The 18,244-nt window shown below is 69.5% G+C and carries 16 protein-coding genes; 11 read left to right on the top strand and 5 right to left on the bottom strand.

The annotated features are described in order from the left end of the window. The first annotated feature begins 257 nt into the window (after nucleotides 1–257). Entirely contained in the window at nucleotides 258–1,379 is a 1,122-nt protein-coding gene (locus tag IRZ30_RS03455) for an alpha/beta fold hydrolase (RefSeq protein ID WP_294082976.1), read from the top strand. Nucleotides 1,380–1,665: 286 nt separating this feature from the next. Continuing rightward, nucleotides 1,666–2,184 (top strand): YIP1 family protein, encoded by a 519-nt coding sequence (locus IRZ30_RS03450; RefSeq protein ID WP_294082974.1) that lies wholly within the window; start codon nucleotides 1,666–1,668, stop codon nucleotides 2,182–2,184. A 61-nt stretch (nucleotides 2,185–2,245) separates the two neighbouring features. Here IRZ30_RS03450 and IRZ30_RS03445 read toward each other — a convergent pair whose 3' ends face one another. The 3 genes from IRZ30_RS03445 to IRZ30_RS03435 all read right to left on the bottom strand — a co-directional run bounded on the left by IRZ30_RS03445 (nucleotide 2,246) and on the right by IRZ30_RS03435 (nucleotide 4,913). Then, the gene (locus IRZ30_RS03445) at nucleotides 2,246–2,623 is read right to left on the bottom strand and encodes a 6-carboxytetrahydropterin synthase (RefSeq protein WP_294082973.1); all 378 of its coding nucleotides are present in this window, start codon (nucleotides 2,621–2,623) and stop codon (nucleotides 2,246–2,248) included. A gap of 155 nt (nucleotides 2,624–2,778) precedes the next feature. After that, on the bottom strand, nucleotides 2,779–3,789 hold the full coding sequence (locus IRZ30_RS03440; protein ID WP_294082971.1) for a zinc-binding dehydrogenase: 1,011 nt from the start codon (nucleotides 3,787–3,789) through the stop codon (nucleotides 2,779–2,781). A gap of 14 nt (nucleotides 3,790–3,803) precedes the next feature. Then, entirely contained in the window at nucleotides 3,804–4,913 is a 1,110-nt protein-coding gene (locus tag IRZ30_RS03435) for a glycosyltransferase family 4 protein (RefSeq protein ID WP_294082969.1), read from the bottom strand. Nucleotides 4,914–5,025: 112 nt separating this feature from the next. On the opposite strand from IRZ30_RS03435, the gene IRZ30_RS03430 reads away from it, so the two are divergent. After that, nucleotides 5,026–5,799 carry a RibD family protein gene (locus IRZ30_RS03430; RefSeq protein WP_294082967.1) on the top strand — a complete coding sequence of 258 codons (774 nt, stop codon included), beginning with the start codon at nucleotides 5,026–5,028 and terminating at the stop codon, nucleotides 5,797–5,799. A 157-nt stretch (nucleotides 5,800–5,956) separates the two neighbouring features. On the opposite strand, the gene IRZ30_RS03425 is transcribed toward IRZ30_RS03430, so the two are convergent. Then, entirely contained in the window at nucleotides 5,957–6,571 is a 615-nt protein-coding gene (locus tag IRZ30_RS03425) for a DedA family protein (RefSeq protein ID WP_294082965.1), read from the bottom strand. A 145-nt stretch (nucleotides 6,572–6,716) separates the two neighbouring features. Here IRZ30_RS03425 and IRZ30_RS03420 point away from each other — a divergent pair, with 145 nt between their 5' ends. The 7 genes from IRZ30_RS03420 to IRZ30_RS03390 all read left to right on the top strand — a co-directional run bounded on the left by IRZ30_RS03420 (nucleotide 6,717) and on the right by IRZ30_RS03390 (nucleotide 15,428). After that, nucleotides 6,717–7,469, top strand: a complete 753-nt coding sequence (locus IRZ30_RS03420; protein ID WP_294082963.1) for a trans-aconitate 2-methyltransferase — start codon at nucleotides 6,717–6,719, stop codon at nucleotides 7,467–7,469. 205 nt (nucleotides 7,470–7,674) lie between these two features. After that, nucleotides 7,675–9,402: a CocE/NonD family hydrolase gene (locus IRZ30_RS03415; RefSeq protein ID WP_294082961.1), complete on the top strand. Its 1,728-nt coding sequence runs from the start codon at nucleotides 7,675–7,677 to the stop codon at nucleotides 9,400–9,402. Between the two features lie 210 nt (nucleotides 9,403–9,612). Beyond that, nucleotides 9,613–11,268, top strand: a complete 1,656-nt coding sequence (locus IRZ30_RS03410; RefSeq protein WP_294082960.1) for an ABC transporter substrate-binding protein — start codon at nucleotides 9,613–9,615, stop codon at nucleotides 11,266–11,268. A 108-nt stretch (nucleotides 11,269–11,376) separates the two neighbouring features. Beyond that, nucleotides 11,377–12,312, top strand: coding sequence for an ABC transporter permease (locus IRZ30_RS03405; protein WP_294082958.1), 936 nt, complete (start codon nucleotides 11,377–11,379; stop codon nucleotides 12,310–12,312). Between the two features lie 16 nt (nucleotides 12,313–12,328). Further along, nucleotides 12,329–13,204, top strand: a complete 876-nt coding sequence (locus IRZ30_RS03400) for an ABC transporter permease (RefSeq protein WP_294082956.1) — start codon at nucleotides 12,329–12,331, stop codon at nucleotides 13,202–13,204. 42 nt (nucleotides 13,205–13,246) lie between these two features. Continuing rightward, nucleotides 13,247–14,104, top strand: a complete 858-nt coding sequence (locus tag IRZ30_RS03395) for a M55 family metallopeptidase (protein WP_294082954.1) — start codon at nucleotides 13,247–13,249, stop codon at nucleotides 14,102–14,104. A gap of 133 nt (nucleotides 14,105–14,237) precedes the next feature. Beyond that, on the top strand, nucleotides 14,238–15,428 hold the full coding sequence (locus tag IRZ30_RS03390) for a CaiB/BaiF CoA-transferase family protein (RefSeq protein ID WP_294082952.1): 1,191 nt from the start codon (nucleotides 14,238–14,240) through the stop codon (nucleotides 15,426–15,428). Between the two features lie 203 nt (nucleotides 15,429–15,631). On the opposite strand, the gene IRZ30_RS03385 is transcribed toward IRZ30_RS03390, so the two are convergent. After that, complete coding sequence (locus tag IRZ30_RS03385; protein ID WP_294082950.1) at nucleotides 15,632–17,032, bottom strand: FAD-dependent oxidoreductase; 1,401 nt, start codon at nucleotides 17,030–17,032, stop codon at nucleotides 15,632–15,634. Between the two features lie 181 nt (nucleotides 17,033–17,213). Here IRZ30_RS03385 and IRZ30_RS03380 point away from each other — a divergent pair, with 181 nt between their 5' ends. Further along, nucleotides 17,214–17,855, top strand: coding sequence for a hypothetical protein (locus tag IRZ30_RS03380; RefSeq protein WP_294082948.1), 642 nt, complete (start codon nucleotides 17,214–17,216; stop codon nucleotides 17,853–17,855). The last annotated feature ends 389 nt before the right edge of the window (nucleotides 17,856–18,244 follow it).

The following is an 18,244-nucleotide window of genomic DNA, read 5'->3' as shown; positions in this document are numbered from 1 at the left end:
CGTGCCCTACCTGTTCGCGACCTTCGCTGAGTTGTGCACCCTCGCCGCGCCGGCGTCCGGCGTCCACCCGGGTGGACGCAGCCCGTTGGCGCACCGGCGGCCCCGGAGTTGCGTATTTCCTGAGCGGTGGCTACTCCGCACGCACGACAGCCCGCCGACGAGTCCACCCGGGTAGACCTCACCGTCCCGCCTGCTTCCCTTGCCGCGCGTGCTATCCTGACACCGAGGAAGGGATGGCAGCGCTTGGATACAGTTCAGTGATAACGCCGCATTTCTGGATCGCGAACCGGATCACACCACGCACCATGGACCTGGCCTTTCGCGTGGCCAGTGCCGGGATCATCTCGCCCGTCTCGCGCCTGCGCTTCATCTACGGCGGCATCGGCGCGCGCCAGGTCGATGCGACCCTCCGGCGTGCGCGCGGGCTCCGCGGCTGGTCGCTTTCGTGGGTACGAACCGCACGCCAGTACCTCAGCGCGGCGCGGGCCGCCCACACGCGCGGCGAGCACGCTGAAGCCACACGGTGCGAAGCCTCGGCAGCACTCTGCTATCACTACGCCCAGGTCTTCGAGCTCGACAACCTCGACCGCCGCAACTACCTCTACCGCCGGGCGGCCGACCTGTTTCGCCGCGCCGCCCCGCGGCTCGATCCGCCCGCGCTGCGGGTCGACATCCCCTGGCGCGACACGAGCCTCCCGGGCTACCTGCGCGTGCCCGATCGCGACGGCGGTCCCTATCCGGTCGTCGTCCTGCTCAACGGCGCCAGCACGGTCAAGGAAGAGACCGGGCACTGGTCCGATCCGTTCCTCCGTCGCAACTTCGCCACGCTGGCGATCGACACGCCGGGTAGCGGCGAGCTCCGCGAGCACGTGAGCGGGCACCCGGATCAAGTCGACATCGGTGAGGCCCTAATCCGATTCGCCGAAGAGCACAACAAGCTCGATCCGCGTCGCGTGGCACTCCTTGGCGCCAGTCTCGGCGGCGCGGTCGCCGTAAGGCTCGCGCAGGCCACACCCGACATCCTCGCGGTGGTCGCCTTGACGCCGCCTTTCCATCCGTCTCCATACTTCCGTCATCTCAACGCGGTGGTTCGGCAGGAAATTGCCCTTGTTACGGGCGCACGCGACGGTGAACTCGATGCCATTGTCGAGAAGATGTCCTTGCTCGACATAGCTCCGCGCCTTCGCGCGCCGTTGCTGGTCGTCGGCGCCGGACGCGACCTCGTCGTGCCGCCGCAGGAGGCGTGGAACCTCTACCGCGCGGCCGGTGGGCCGAAGCACCTGCACTTCATCCGGCAGGCGAACCACGTGGGCTTCTCGCACTTGCCGCAGTGGACCGCCGCCGCAGCCGATTTTCTCTCGAGCGTTGCGGGCGCTTAGGGCACCGACCAACGTGGCCCTCCTGACGCGGGGTAGGGGAGTCCGGCCCGCTTCGGTACACCGACCGCACACGACCTCGTCCACCTGGGTGGACACTCGCAGGCGGTCACACCGCGCCGGATAACGCACGCCCCGTCGTTCGTTCGCGCTTTTCTGTGCTCGACGTAATGTTCGCGCAAGTCGTGTCGAAAACCGCTTGACGAAAGGGCCCGCTTCCGCCGATGATGAGGGGACATCCGGACCATCAAGTCGATCGGTATGTCGCTGCGACGAAGTGGGGGGTCCAATGGAGAAAACGATCACCGACCGAGTAGTCGGCGCCGCGAGACTCGACGTCGCCACATACGAGGCGGTCGAGCGGGACGTCAACGCCAACACTCAGGCCCTAGTCGTCGTCGTTCTGGCCGCAATCGCCTCCGGGATCGGCAGCCTCGGCGTCGACGGTATCACCAGCTTCGTGACCGGCCTGATCGGGGCGCTCGTGGGCTGGATCATCTACTCGGGTCTGGCCTACCTCATCGGCACCCGCCTGCTGGCAACGGCCGAGACACGCGCCACCTATGGGGAAGTCCTGCGCACGCTCGGCTTCGCCCAGGCTCCGCGTCTGCTTCTGGTCCTCGCCTGGATCCCGATCCTCGGCTTGATCCTCGCGTTCGTGGTGGGCATCTGGGTGTTGGTCGCCACGATCATCGCCATCCGGCAGTCAATGGAGCTCACGACCGGGCGCGCGATCGGTACCGCGGTGATCGCCTGGATCATCTATATCATCGTGAACGCACTTATCCTGGGTGCCTTGAGCTTCTAGCCCGCGTGCCCCGCTCGACCGGTGCAGTGTGCCGCAGGCGGTCGAGCGGGGCACATCCGCCTCAGAGCAGCTCCCACTGGCAGGCGGCGTAGGCCTGGGGTGACTCCCAGACCCGGACGGTCAGCATCCGCAACCCTTTGCCGTGCAGCCGGGGTGCGAGCGTCTCACGGAGGAACCGGGCCACCTCCTCGGCCGTCGAGTTGCGCTGGGCGAATGCCGGGAGATCGTCCAGATTCTGGTAGTGCAACTCACCCACGGCCTCATCGACCCAGGCCCTCAGCAGCCCGAGATCGAAGAGCGTGCCGTCGTCGTTGAGCTGCGGCCCGGCGACTTCGACCTCGACCCGGTAGGTGTGCCCATGCAGCCGGCTCGCCGGGCCGAAGTCGCCCCGCAGCCGGTGCGCCGCCTCAAACTGCGCCACCACCCCGATTGCGAACATGGAGCCGCCTTTCGTTGTTCATGAGTTATTCGTGATGCGTCATACGTCATGCGTCATCCGTACTGCGTAAGGCGTAAAGCCCCCTCTCCCCTGGTGGACTCCGTCCGAGAGGGGCCGGGGGTGAGGGGGACGATTGACGCATGACGCATCACGCCTCATTCCTCATACTCCAGCACCACCTGCAGCACCTCCGCCGGACGCGTGTCGATCAGGCGGTAGGCCTCGGCCGCACGGATGAACGGCACCCGGTGGGTGACGAGGCCGGGTAGTAGGAGTTCCTCCAGCAGCGCGCACACCAGGTCGCGCCGCCGCTCGTGCGTCCAGCGTGGGCTGAGCGCCGGATCGATCGTGCCGACCTGCGAGCTGATGATCCGCAGTCGGCGCCGGTGGAAATCCGAACCGAGATCCAGGGCCACCGGCTTCGTGCCGTACCAGGAGGCCACGACCGCTGTGCCTTGCACCGCGAGGACCGCCAACGCCTGTCCCAACGCCGCGGGCGCGCCGCTGGCCTCGATCGCGACGTCCGCACCCCGGCCGCCCGTCCGCTCGCGGACGCGCTGCGCCAGGTCGTCGTCCGGCGCGAGCGCCACGCCCGCTCCGGCGGCCAGCGCGCGCTCGCGCCGCGCGGGCACCGGATCGACGGCGATGATGTCGCGCGCCCCCGCCCGGCGCAAGAGCATCGTGATGAGCAGGCCGACCACACCCTGCCCGAACACCACCGCCGTTTCACCGAAGCGCAGGGGCGTGTCGAGCAGCACGTTGACCGCCGTCTCCAGGTTCGCAACGAAGACGCCGGCGGCCGGGTCCAGACCGGCGGGGAGCGGGACAGCCAGCCGCGCGGGGATGACGTAACGGTCCTGGTGCGGGTGCAGGGCGAAGACCAGATCGCCCGGCCGGAGCGTCTCCACCTCCGGCCCGGCCGCTTCGATCTCGCCGACGCTGGCGTAGCCGTACTTGATGGGGTAGGCGAAGCTGCCCGCCAACGTCGGCAGGTCTAGCGGCAGGTGCGCCGGCACCTCGCCCCGGTAGACCAGCATCTCCGTGCCGTGGCTGATCGCCGAGAGGCGTGCGCGGACGAGGACGTGGTCCGGCCCAACCGGCGGCAACGGCTCGGTTCGGATCTCGACCTGCCGGGGACCGGTGAGCCACACGGCCCGTGCCTCCATCCCGCGCTCCTCTCTCACGCTCCGCGTTCGCCCGCGATGGCCTCGCGCACGACGGCCAGCACTCCGGCCGCGGTGTCGTCCCAGCGGGGGAAGGACGCCGCGCGACGCGCCGCGGCGGCCCCCATCGCGCGCCGGAGCCCCGCGTCGGCCACCAGGCGGCCCAGAGCCGCACCCAGCGCGTCGGCATCGCCCGGCGGCACGAGCAGCCCGGTAACGCCGTCCGTCACCAGGCAGGGGAGGTGACCGACTCGCGTCGCGACGACCGGCAGCCCCGCCGCCATCGCCTCCGCGACCGCCATGCCGTACGACTCCGACCAGCTCGCCAGCACGAAGACGTCGGCCCCTCGGAGATACGCGGCGACCACCTCCGGCGGACGCGGTCCGTGGACCACCACCCGATCCTGTAGGTCCGGTGCCGCCAGCCGCGCGCGCAGCGTCCTGGCATAGGCCGGATCGGCCGTCGTCTCCCCGACCAGATGCAACGTCGCGCGCTCGTCCGGCAGCCGCGCGAACGCCTCGAGCAGCAGGTCGATCCCCTTGGCCGGTAGCCAGTTCGCCACGCAGAGGACCGCCGGCCCGCTGCCGCGGCGGAGGTCCGGCACCGGCCCGACCGGCTCCGGCAGGTCGTGCCCCGGTGGAACGACGCGCAACCGTTCCTCCGAGATCCCCGCCTGCCGCAGCATGGTCGCCAGCGTCGCGCTCGGCACGATCACCCGGTCGGCCCGCTCGGCGAAGGCCCGGTCGAGCCGGACGCGCAGCCCGTCACGGCCGCCGTCGCCCTCGCGCCGCACGCCGCCCGGCGGCTGGTGGAGGACTCCGATCACCGGCACGCCCACGTGCACGACCCGGAGCGGCAGCGCCAGCGCCGCCGTCGCGATGCTGTCGACCAGCAGCGCATCGGGCCGCTCCGTCCGCAGCCGGGCGAGTGTCGCCGCGCCCGCGGCAGCGGCCAGCCCGAGCGGCCGCTCCGGGATCACGGCGAAGCGCAGGCAGGCGCCGTGGCGCGGCGCCGTCTCCGCGATGCGCCGGTGGTACAGATGACCCCCGGTCAGCCGCTGCGGATCGCCAGCAGTGACCAGCACGAGGCGCAGCGTCTCGTCCTCCTTCAGGCGTTCGGGTGGCACGTGCCGCGGCGGGTGAGTGCCGACGCAGCTCGGCAAGCGGCGTGCCAACCGGCCACGCGCGGCCCGCGACGTGCGGTACCAACACCGGACACACCGGCGAAGGAGGGATCGCGTGGAGCCACCGCGCCTGCCCGCGCTCAGGGATGCCGTCACCGAGGATGTGCTGCGGGAACTTGCCCGCCCGCCCGAGGGCGCGGCGCCGGCAGACCGTCCCTGGGTGACCGTCGCCTATGCGCAGACGCTCGACGGGCGCATCGCCACCCGCAGCGGCGACTCCCGCTGGGTGAGTTGTCCCGACTCGCTCACCTTCGCCCACTGCCTGCGTGCGGAGCACGACGCCATCCTCGTCGGCATCGGTACCGTCCTGGCCGACGACCCACGCCTGACCACCCGCCTGGTCGCAGGTCCCAGCCCGCGGCGGGTCATCCTCGACTCGCGACTGCGCCTACCCCTGGACGCCGCGGTGCTGCGCGACGGCGCGGCGGATCAGACGCTCGTCGTCACCACCGCACAGGCCCCGCCGGATCGGCTGGCATGCATCCGCGACACCGGGGCCCGCGTGCTGATCGTCACAGGCCACCCGGGTGGAGGGGTCGATCTCGCCGACGCCTTGCGCCGGCTCCGCGGGCTGGGGATCCGAACCCTGTTGATCGAGGGCGGGGCGCGGACGATCACCGCCGCCTTCCGCGCGGGAGTCGTGGACCGGCTGGCCGTCTGCATCGCTCCCAAGATCCTCGGCTCCGGGATCGAGGCAGTCGGCGACTTGGGCATCGACCGCCTGGCCGACGCCCTGCCACTCCGACGCCGCCGGATCCTCCTCGCTGGCGACGATCTCCTCCTCATCGGCGACACTTGCCCGGAGCGCGGCGATGCGCCACACCGCTGAGGAGATGCGCCTCGCGTTTAAGTGGACATAACTCACGACTCAATAACAAACCCGCTGCACCTCCGCAGCGGGTGATCCTTCGCGTGTCATGGGGATGGTGGGGTAGGGAAGGGTAGCACCCCGCACACCGTGCAAGGAGCGTGCGCCGCCAGGGCACTTAGCGGCGCGAGTCGCCCGGCTTCATCCGGAAGCGGTAGAGCCCGTACGCGCCGCCGACGATCACGGCCAGCACCAGCAGGACGAGCACCACGTTGGAGTAGGTTTCAACCCAGTGGCTCACCCGCTCCCAGTTCCGGCCCAGCAGCACCCCCGCGCCGATCAGGACCAGGTTCCAGATGCTGCTGCCGATCACCGTCAGCACGCTGAACCGCAGGAGCGGCATCCGCATCGTCCCCGCGGGGACCGACACGACGCTCCGCGCGATCGGCACCACCCGCGCGCCGAGCACCACCCAGTCACCCCAACTCCCGAACCAGCGCTCGGCCCGGCCCAGTAGCGCCTCGTCGATCCGCAGGATGTGCCCGTAGCGCAGGACCAGCGGACGGCCGCCCCACCGCCCCAGCGCGTAGAGGACGAGCGCGCCGGTGTACGACCCGGCGGTCGCCGCCAGGACGGCAAACCCGAGGTTCATCTGCCCACGACCGACGAAGAACCCGGCCAGCGGGAGCACCAGCTCGGAAGGGATCGGCGGGAAGAGATTCTCCACGACGAGCACCAGCCAGAGCCCGAGGTAGCCCAGCGACTCCAAGACCTGTGTCGTCCACTCACTCATGCCGTTCCCTTCCCATTCACGTCCTTCGCGGTCGGCTCCGGTGCCGCGGTCGCGGCACCCGGCTGCTCGACGAGCAGGCACGCCGGGACGTAGTATGCACGCACGGTCGGCATCCCGACACTAACGAACGCGAAAGGGTCTGATCATGACCGACTCCAAGCCGTCGCCCGGCAACCAACCCGCCTGGCAGGAGGACGACTCGACAGCGTTCATCCGCTACGGGGACGCGATCACCCCCTCACGCGCCGAGCACGTCGCCCTGCTCACCGCGCTGATCCCGGCGCGGCCGGATGAGTCGTTCCTGGCGATCGACCTCGCCTGCGGCGCCGGTGGGTTGAGCGCCGCAATCCTGGAGCGTTTCCCCGCTAGCCGCGTCGTCGCACTCGACGGCTCCCACCGCATGCTGGACGAAGCGCGCCGGCGGCTGGCCCCATACGCCGATCGCGTCGACTTCCGCCACTTCGACCTGTTCGCGCGCGACTGGCTCGACGCACTCCCCGGTCCGGCCCGCTGCTTCGTCTCCTCGCTAGCGATCCATCACCTCGACGGACCGGGCAAGCAGCGGCTCTTCCGCGACCTCTACGAGCGATTGGAACCAGGTGGTGCACTGTTGATCCTGGATCTGGTCGAGCCGGTCAACCCCATCGCCCAGGCCGCCTACGCCGCGGCGTGGGACGCGGTGGTGCGGGAACAGACCACGGGCCTCCCCGAGGGCGCGGAGGTCTACGCCTTCTTCCAGAACGGCTGGAACCACTTCGCCGACCCCGACATCGAGGTCGACAAGCCCTCGGGGCTGTTCGAGCAGTTGATCTGGCTGCGCGAGGCGGGTTTCGCCGCCGTCGATTGCTTCTGGCTCCGCGCCGGTCATGCCCTCTACGGCGGCTATCGTTCGCCGTAGTGCGGGAATCGGCGTCCCACCACCCGCCTGACCGCCGCACCTCCTCCGTATACGCAGCGCGTAGCACCTTGCGCGTCCGACACTCCGGGGGAAAATCGCGGCCATGATCGGCTGCGCGGCACGGGTTGAATGGACATCCCTGGCATCGTCTGATATAGTGCGCCACGTTTGGAACCGGCTACCGTGTGATTGGTGTAGGGGCAGCATGTCCGAGATGACACCGCGCCAGCGGTTCGAGGCACGCCTGGCGGCCGCCGGGGATGTCGGGGCGGTCGTTGAGGTCGGAATCCCGATGCGGGATGGTGTGGAACTGGCGGCCGACATCTACCTGCCGGACGCATCCGCCCTCCCGGCTCCGGCCATCGTCCAGATCACGCCATACGACAAGAGCAACCCGACCTTCTTCCCGGCCGAAGGCCGGTTCTACCAGGAGCACGGGTATGCGTTCGTCGTCGTAGATGTCCGGGGGCGCGGCAAGTCCGAGGGCGAGTGGCGTGCGTTCGTCAACGACCCGCAGGATGGCTACGACATCATCGAGTGGGTCGCGGCGCAGGACTGGTGCACCGGCAAGGTCGGCACCACCGGCCTGAGCTACATGGGCTGGACCCAGTGGGCGGCCGCGTCCGAGCGCCCGCCGCACCTGACCTGCATGGTGTCGACCTCGGCCGCGGGGCGGTGGCAGCAGGAGATCCCCTACACGTCCGGCGTCTTCCAGCTCTACTTCGGGTGGTGGGTCCACATGGTGCGCCGGCGCATCAACGAGTCCTACAGCCTCGCGCACACGGACTGGGATGAGGTACTCCGGCGCCTGCCGCTGGAAGCGATCGGGGAGTTCATCAACCCGACCGGCCAGACCTGGCGCGACATGATGGACCACGACACGCTCGACGACTTCTGGAGGGCCATCCGCTTCGACGATCGCTACGCCGGCATCGACGTCCCGTGTCTCCACGTGACCGGCTGGTACGACCTGGAGGATCTCCTCGGCGCCTTCCATCACTACGAACACATGGTGCGCTACTCGCCCGCGCGCGATGCACAGCGCCTCGTGGTCGGCCCGTGGAGCCACCTCGGTTCGCGCTATCCCCACTCCCGCTACCTCGACATCGACTTCGGCCCTGAGGCCGCGCTGGACATGGACCAGTTGCACCTCCAGTGGTTTGACTACTGGCTCAAAGGCATCGACAACGGCATCCTCGATACGGCACCCGTCCGCCTGTTCGAGCCCGGCACCAACGTCTGGGTCGAGGCGGACCACTGGCCGCTCGCCGAGCGGGAGGAGGTCCTCCACCTCCGTTTCGACGGCGCGGAAGGCACCCTCACGACCGATCCGCCGGCCGCTGCGGATCCGGACCGGACCTACCGGTACGACCCGATGGACCCGGCGCCGACGCAGATGGACGTCCGCCGCTACCCCATCGAGGAGATCCCGCTGGATCAGACCGCGGTCGAAGCGCGGGACGACGTCATCGTCTACACCAGCGAGGTCCTGACCGAGCCGGTGGTCATTTCCGGCTGGCCGCGGCTTGAGCTCTTTGCGTCCAGCGACTGTGACGACACCGACTGGCATGTGAAGATCACCGACGTCCACCCGGATGGACGGTCCATCAAGGTGACTCAGGGCTGCCTGCGCGCTTCGTACCGCGATTCGCTGGAATCGCCCACGCCGCTCACGCCGGGCGAGCCCACGCGCTTCACCGTCGAGCTGTGGCCCACGCACCACGCCTTCCTGCCCGGCCACCGCATTCGGGTGTCGATCACCAGCAGCGACTTCCCCTGGTTCGCGCGGAACATGAACCGCTTCGGGCCGATCAAGTGGGCCGCGAACCCGCGTGTTGCGCACAACACCGTGCACCACGCACCGGCGTACCCGTCGCGGCTCCACCTGCCCGTTGTCCGCGGTTCGGTCGGCTCAGGCGGGAAGGCACGGTAGGGCGAAATCACGAGTACGTAGGCCGATGTGCCCGGTCGCAAGGGGCGGAGGCGGCAGTGACTCCGCCCCTGCGACTGAGCGGGCCGCGTGCTGAAAGCGGGTACTGCCCGGGGAGATGCGGCCCCGGGCTGCGATGGATGGCGCACCGGCGTGGTGCGCCGGTCAGGTAGCGCCGATCCAGCGGCGCATGGAGAGAGGAGATGGGTGAGGATGGATCTGGAGCTCGAAGGCAAACGAACCACACGACGCCGGCTGCTCGCGGCCGGGTTGGGGCTCGGCGCCACCGTCGCCGCGATGCCGCTGCTGGCAGCCTGCGGTGGCGGGGGCAGCGAGAGCAGTGGCGACGGCGGCACGTCGGCCGACTCCACGCAGGGCACCCCCGGCACGTCGGGCGACAGCGGGGGCGAGGGCGAGCCGAAGTACGGCGGCAAGCTGACGATGAGCCTCGCCGACCGGGATGTCACCAGCTTCGACCCGATCATCCCCACGGACAACATGTCGATCTGGACCATGGTCCTCATCTACGACCAGCTCGTCCGCAACGCGCCCGATGGGCAGTCGGTCGAGCCGGGTCTGGCCGAGACGTGGGAGGTGAGCGACGACGGTCTGACCTACACCTTCAACCTGCGCGAGGCGAAGTTCCACGACGGCTCAACCGTCACGGCCGAGGACGCGGCCTACTCCCTGCTGCGCGCGGTGCAGGAGGAGGACTCCCAGTGGGGCTGGATCTACCAGGGAGTGGACAGCGTCGAGGCCACCGACGAGCGGACCGTCACGGTCAAGATGAGCCATACCTGGGCGCCGTTCCTGGCCGACGTGGCCCTGTTCTCCTCCTCCATCATCCCTAAGAAGTTGCACGAGGAGCGGGGCGCGGCGCTCTTCGACTCCCCGATCGGGTCGGGGCCGTTCCAGTTCGTCTCCTGGGAGAAGAACACCAGCATCAAGCTGAAGAAGTGGGAGAACTACTGGGATCCGGAGCGGCCCTACCTCGATGAGCTCGAGTTCCTCGTCCTAACCGACGCCAACACCCGAATGCTCAAGTTCCAGGCGGGTGAGCTCGACATCGCTACCGATGTCCCCTTCAGCCAGCTTGAGGCGCTCGAGGCGAACCCGAACTACACCATCCTGACCGACGGCGCCGCGCGGTTCGACTACATCGGCATGAACCACACGCGCAAGCCGTTCGACGACAAGCTGGTGCGCCAGGCGATCAACTATGCCATCGACAAAGAGGCCATCATCCAGTCCGTCCTCTTCGGCTACGGCGAGATGGCCAACACCATGCTGCCGAAGATGCTCTATCACGCCGACGACATCGAGGGATACCCCTTCAACCTGGAGAAGGCCAAGGAGCTGATGGCCCAATCCAGCGCCCCCGACGGGTTCACCGCCGAGCTGATCATCTCCTCCGGCGACCCCGTGGCGCAGCAGGTCGCGCAGCTCGTCCAGTCCCAGCTCGCCGAGATCGGCGGCACGATCAACATCCGGCTGGTCGAGCCGGGGAGCGCGACCGACGACATCCGGGCGCTCAACTACGACTGGTCCAAGTCCTACTACACCACCGACATCATCGACCCCGACGAGCTGGTCACGTTCGGCATGGTGAGCGACGGCGGCACCAAGGCGGTCTGGACTGGGTACAAGAACGAGGAGGTCGATCAACTCGCCCGCGATGCGGCCGCGGAGACCGACCCCGCCCGTCGCCAGGAGATGTACCACCGGATTCAGGAGCTCACTACCGAGGACGCGCCGGTCATCCTGCTCTACTACCCGACCGGACGCACCGCGGTGCAAAAGTACATCCACGGCTTCCGCATCCTGCCGACCGGTAACTACCGTTTGTGGGACGTGTGGCGGTCGGAGTGAGGTCCGACCCAGAGGGGCCGTGCGGGCGGCGTGCCGTAGCGCGCCGCCCGGCGGCCCACGCCGGCCCACCGGACTACCGATCGGGGGACACGACGGGAGCTCCGCCGCATGAGTAGGTTTGTACTCCGCCGTCTGATCCAGATGGTCCCGGTCGTCTTCGGACTCACGGCGGTCATCTTCTTCATGATCCACCTGGTCCCCGGCGACCCGGCGGCGATCATGCTCGGGACCCGCGCCACGCCCGAGAACGTGGCGCAACTGCGGAGAAATCTCGGACTCGACGAGCCGCTCCTCGTTCAGTACATGATCTTCCTGCGCAACCTCGCCACGGGCAGCCTCGGCGACTCGATCTTCTACCGCGAGCCCGTGCTCGGCCTCATCCTCGACCACCTGCCGACGACGCTGATGCTGGCCACCAGTACCATCATCCTCGCCGTCATCATCACCGTGCCGCTGGCCACACTGGCCGCCCTGAAACGGGACCGGCTGGCCGATCAGTTGGTGCGCGCCTTCTTGCTCGTCGGGCTCGCCATGCCGTCGTTCTGGGTCGGGATCAATCTCCTGCTGCTGCTGACCGTCCGGTTCCGCATCTTTCCGCCGGGAGGTATCGGTGAGGGTTTCTTCGATCAGCTCCGCCACCTCTTCCTGCCGGCCCTGACGGTCGCCCTGTCGATCTCGGCCGTGCTGGTCCGGAACCTCCGCAGCAGTCTGATCGACACACTGACGGCAGATCACGTCCGGACGGCCCGGGCCAAGGGGTTGTCGAGCCGCGCGGTCTTCATCTGGCACGTGCTCCGCAACTCGGCCATGTCCACGGTGACCATCCTCGGGCTGAACCTCGGCTATCTGATGGGCGGCACCGTGATCATCGAGCAGGTCTTCGCGCTGCCGGGGCTGGGGCAACTGCTGCTGACTTCGATCTTCGGGCGCGACTACCCGGTCGTGCAGGGGATCACCCTGGTCTACGCCGTCCTGGTCATCCTGGTGAACCTCATCACGGATCTCGTCTACGCGGCGCTCGATCCGCGCGTGAGCCTGGACTAAGCAGGGGGGAGGGGATGTGAACGCATCCACAAACGTCGTCGGCCGCGCCGGGCTCGGCGCGGCGGAGCCACTGGCGCCGCGGTCCCGCCGTCGGATCAGCCCATCCCTGATCGCGGGCGTGGCGATCCTCGGGGTCGTGCTGGTCGCGGTCATCGTAGGGCCGATGATCTCGCCCTACGACCCGACGGAGCCGGTGCTCACCGAGACCTTCGCCGGCCCCAGCATGCGCCATCCCCTGGGGACGGACAACTTCGGTCGCGACATCCTCACCCGCATCCTCTACGGCGGGCGAGTCGACCTGATGATCGCCTTCCTCGCCACCTCCGTCACCGTCGTCGTCGGCGGCATCCTGGGCGCCATCGCCGGCTTCTACGGGAAGTGGTGGGACACCATCATCATGCGCATCGTCGACATCGCCATCGCCTTCCCCTTCCTGGTGCTGGTGATCGCGATCGTCGCCATGCTCGGCCCCAGCCAGAACAACATCTTCGTCGCCATCTGGCTCGTCGGGTGGATCGCCTACGCCCGGATCGTGCGCGGCGAGATCCTCGTCGTGAAGCGCCTCGAGTACGTCGAGGCGGCGCGCGTCGTCGGACTGACGGACCGGGCCATCATCCTGCGGCACATCGCGCCGAACGTCATCACGCCCGTCGTGGTCTTCGCCATGGCCGACATGGTGCTCAACATCCTGGTGGCCGCCTCGCTCTCGTTCCTCGGCCTGGGGACCCAGCCGCCCAATCCGGAGTGGGGGCTGATGATCGCCGAGGGACGCGACTTCTTCCTGCGGTCCTGGCAGCTCACCACGATTCCGGGGCTTGCCATCCTCGTGGTCGGTACAGGGTTCAGCCTCCTCGGCGATGGGCTCGCGGATCTCCTGCGCCCAGCGCGGTAGGGGAGGGGAGTGCTCGCACGCTCGCAGAAGGGAACACAGGTAATGAAGATCGTGATTTCCGCGGACATGGAAGGCACGACCGGGGTGGTGGAGGGCATCCACGTCCGGCCGCCCGACCAGGCGAACCCGGCCGGGTCGAGCGCCGCGGAGTACGGCTGGGCGCGCCTCACCATGACGCGGGAGGTCAACGCCGCCATTGAGGGCGCGCTGGAAGCCGGGGCCGAGCAGGTCATCGTCAACGAGTCGCACGACGGCATGCGCAACCTGCTGCCGGAGGAGCTGCACCGCGAGGCGCTCCTCATCAGCGGCGCGCACAAGCCGCTGAGCATGGCCCAGGGGGTCGATGAGCCGGGCGTGGCCGGGCTGATCTACACCGGCTACCACGCCAAGGCCGGCACCCCCAACGGGGTCCTGGCACACACCTATGTGGGGTTCATCCGGGATGTCCGCCTGAACGGCGTCTCGGTCGGCGAGTACGGCATCAACGCGGCCGTCGCCGGCCACTTCGGCGTCCCGGTCATCATGGTCACGGGCGACGACCACACCGTGCGCCAGACCCAGGAGCTCCTCGGAGAGCGCGTGGTCGGCGTCGTCGTCAAGCGCGGGATCGGGACGAACTCCGCCATCCACCTGCACCCCGCCAAGGCCCGCGAGCTGATTCGCGAGGGGGCCGCGGAGGCTGTGCGGCGCATTCCGGAGCTCAAGCCGTACAGCCCGGGGTGGCCGTGCCGCGTGGAGGTCGATGTCGACCACCAGGTGCAGGCGGACCTCGCGACCATCGTCCCGGGCGTGTCCCGGAACGGCGAGCGCGGCTTCGTCTTCACCGCGGAGGACGGCGTGCAGTTGGTCACCATCTGGCGCGCCGTGCTGAACGCCATGATGACCCGCTTCGCCGTCTAGCGTCCCATGACGTCCCTGGCTCGCCCCGCGCGGGGCGAGCCACGGGCTGGACCACCGCCCGTACCCCGGCGGGGTGTGGTAGGCTACGCCCGAGAGATCGCAAGGCGAGGCCCTGGGGAAAGGGTTTGAGGAGATGCGCCATCCGCTCGATGGTATCCGCGTGCTGGACCTGTCGCGCGTGCTCGCCGGGCCGTACTGCACGATGATGCTGGGCGACCTGGGAGCCGAGGTGATCAAGGTCGAGCAGCCGGGTCGGGGCGACGACACCCGCCACTGGGGCCCGCCGTGGGTCGGCGGCGAGAGCGCCTACTACATGGCCTGCAACCGCAACAAAAAGGGCATCACCGTCAACCTCAAGGACGAGCGCGGCAAGGAGATCATCCGCGAGCTGGCGCGGCAGAGCGACGTGGTGGTCGAGAACTTCAAGGTCGGCGCGCTCGACCGCATGGGCCTGGGCTACGAGGCGCTGAGCGCCCTCAACCCAGGGCTGGTCTGGTGCTCGATCACCGGCTACGGCCAGGACGGCCCCTATGCCGACCGCGCCGGGTACGATGTCATCGCCCAGGGTGAGGGCGGCATCATGAGCGTCACCGGCGAGCCCGACGGTGAGCCGATGAAGGTCGGCATCGCCATCGTCGACATCACCACCGGCATGTTCGCCTGCAACGCCATCCTCGCCGCGCTCCGCGTGCGCGACCAGACCGGCAAGGGGCAGAAGATCGACATGGCGCTTCTTGCGTCCGCCGTCGCCTGGCTCGCCAACGTCGGCAGCGCCTATCTCGTCACCGGCGAGCTGCCGAAGCGCTACGGCAACGCCCACGCCAACCTGGTGCCCTACCAGACCTTCAAGGCCCGCGACCGCTGGATGACCGTCGGCGTCGGGAACGACCGGCAGTTCCAGATCCTCTGCCGCATCCTCGGGATGGAGCACCTGGCGACCGACGAGCGCTTCGCCACCAACCCGGCCCGTGTCGCCAACCGCGACGAGCTCATCCCCATCCTGCAGGAGGCGTTCGCCACGCGCGATGCCGACGACTGGCTGGAAGAACTCTCCGCCGCCGGCATCCCCTGCGGGCCGATCAACACGGTCGATCGGGTCTTCGCCCACCCGCAGATCCAGCACCGGAAGATGGTGGTCGAGGTACCCCATCCGACCATCGGCACGCTGCGGATGGCCGGGCCACCCTACATCTTCTCCGAGACGCCCGCGACGGTGCGCTCGCACCCGCCGCTGCTCGGCGAGCACACCGACCTCGTCCTCCGCGAACGCCTGGGCTACACGGACGAGCAGATCGCCCAGCTCCGCGCCGAGGGCGTGGTGTAGTACCTATCTCGCCTACATGCTTGAACCAATGTCATCCTCAGCGAAGCGAAGGAACTCTCCGCCGCTCGGTGGCTCCGACGCGAGATCCTTCGCTCCGCCGCCCGCCGCTCCGCGGCGACCGGCTCCGCTCAGGATGACAGGAATGGCGAGGCGTGCCCGGCAATGGGTATGAGCCAACCCCGTGCTTGGGGCGGCCGTCGCACTCAGTGCCGCCCTAGACGCTCGACCAGAGAGCGGCCGCTGGGCGGCCGGCCGGTGCGCTCGGCCTGCTCATCCAGGCGGGCGAAGCCGCGCTGCACGTAACGCACGCCGAGCCAGCGCAGCGGCTCCGGCTCCCAGTCGGGCGAGCGGTGCCCGATGACCGGCAGCACCCGCAGGGGCGACGGGGTGTCGCAGATCAGGTCGGCCAGCACGCGCCCGGAGAGGTTGGAGGTCGCCACCCCCTGGCCAGTGTATCCCCGGGCCGTCGCGATGCCCGTCGCGCGGTCGTACGACATGGTCGGCATCCAGTCACGCGGCATGCCGAGCGGCCCGCCCCAGTGGTGGGTGAAGCGAATTCCGCGCAGCATCGGGAACCACTCCAGCGTCATGCGCCGCAGCATCTGATGCGTCGGCTCGTGGCGATCGTAGGCGTCCTCGATGCGCGAGCCGAAGTGGTACGGCGCGCCGCGCCCGCCGAAGACGATGCGCCCGTCGCGCGTCCGGGAGAGGTAGTCGACGCTGAACCGGTGCGAGCCGATCGTCTCGCGGTTCTCCCAGCCGATCTCAGCCCACTGCGCGTCGCTTAGCGGCTCGGTCAACACGATCAGGGAATAGACTGGGATCAACTGGCGGCGTAGGCCGGGGAGCCGCGAGAGGTACGCCTCCCCGCACAGCACCACCACCTCAGCGCGGACATCGCCGCGCTCCGTGATCAGCCGCGGCCGGCTGCCCGGCACGCCCGCCTGGCGCGGCTCGAACGCGGTCACTCGCGTCTGCTCGTAGATCGTCCCGCCCAGCCGCTCGACTACCCGCGCCAGCCCGCGAACCAGCTTGCCGGGATGGATTACGGCGCAGTCGGGGGAGTAGAGCGCACCCCGCACGTTCGTGATCCGCACCCGCTCGGCCACCTGCGCCGCGTCGAGCCGGGTGTACTGTTCGGCGATACCCAGCCGCTCGTACGTCTTCAGCGCCTGGTCCAGCATCGGCTCCTGGTGCGGGCCGCGCGCGATCCGCAGCGTGCCACCTTTGACATAATCAATATCGAGCCCCTCGGCCTCCGCGACCCGGCCGACCTCGTCGACCGACTCCCGCATTGCCGCCAGGAGCGCCCGCGTCCGCTCCGGGCCGTAGCGCCGAGCCAGCTCCCCGGCGGTGACCGGGAAGCCCGCGCTGCACCAGCCCCCGTTCCGGCCGGAGGCGCCGAAGCCGGCGATCTCGGCCTCGACGACCGCGACGCGCAGCGACGGCTGGCGCTTGAGCAGGTAATACGCGGTCCAGAGGCCGGTGTAACCGGCGCCCAGGATCGCCACGTCGACGTCGATCGAGCCGTCGAGCGGCGCGCGCGGCGTCAGATCGTCGCCACATGTCTCCAGCCAGAAGCTATAGCGCGCGTAGTTCTTCACCAGGCTCTCTCCCCCTGCACCGGATCGGTCACGCGGTGAGGCGGATCGTACCGCGCCCCCGGGACCGGGGCAACAGCCAGGTGCGAGTGAGACGGGGTATGATCCGTGCGCGTGTACGCGGGCAGGACGCCCGCGGCGGTGCGGCGGTAAAGCACCAGAGACGTGTAGGAGAGGAGCGTCAGTGAGCCAGGAGCCCGAGCAGGACCGACCCGAGGCCGGCCAACCCGTGCCGCCCAATGAGTCGCCCACGGCAGAGAACGTTGACCCGTCGTCTCGCGCCTTCCTGGACGCGGTGCGGCGCGCCGCCGGGTGGCGGGTGTCGCCCCGCGAGGTCGCCGCCGCCGTTGAGGCGATCGAGACCTCCGGGGGCACGCCGACGCCGGAGCGGGTGGCGCGGGTCGCGGCCGCGTCGCGCGGCGAGCGGAGCCAGCGGCAGCGTCGGCACGCCGACCTCTGGCGACTGCTCGGCGCGCAGCTCGCCGTGCACGGAAAGCCGAGCGACCCGGAGGCCCAGCGGGCCTTCGTCGGCCGCGCGCGGGCCGCGGCGGGGGAGGGGAGCGACGCGCTCATTCTCCGTGTGGCGCTCGAAGTCGCGGCGAACCAGGGGCCGCTCGATCCGCGCAGCGTCGGGGAAATCACCCGCTGGCTGCTGGCAAACACCGGGGACGACCTGTCCGACGAGACTCTGACCGCGCGCGTACCCGAGGCGATCGCGGCGCTGGAGCGCGCCCGTGCCGAGGCGCGCCGCGGCGGCCGCCGTCCTGCCCGGCGATCGAACCGCGCTCCCGGTCGCCGCTCCACCCCCCGCCGACGCCGCCGCTGAAGGTGCCGACCACGAACGCGGGCGTCTCGCCCGTCCCCGGGCAGGAAGCTTCGCGCTCTCATGGAGTTTGACGCATTCCATGGATGCACGCGATCAGCCCGTGCTCGGGGCCATTGGGGTTTGACGAAATACCGTGGATCTGGTGGAGAGAAGATCCCGCCGCCCGGGCACAGGCCTTCCGGCAAGATCCAACATGCCGAGGCGCCAACCCTGCATCGCCCAGCCGGCTTCAGCCGGCTTTCGTTGTCAGCCCGGGGCTTATGGAGTTTGACGAACTAACCTGGTCTACCCGCCAGCAAGCCGCTCCCGTGCACATGTCATCCTGAGCGGAGCCGGGCGGCGCCGGGGGGGGGGGCGGCGGGGGGCCGGCCGGCCCGCCGCGGCGGCCC

This window comes from Sphaerobacter sp. (genome assembly GCF_019683595.1).
In the GTDB taxonomy this organism is placed as follows: domain Bacteria; phylum Chloroflexota; class Chloroflexia; order Thermomicrobiales; family Thermomicrobiaceae; genus Sphaerobacter.
Note: the sequence above shows the minus strand (reverse complement) of the source record. Positions and strands in the feature narration are given on the sequence as shown.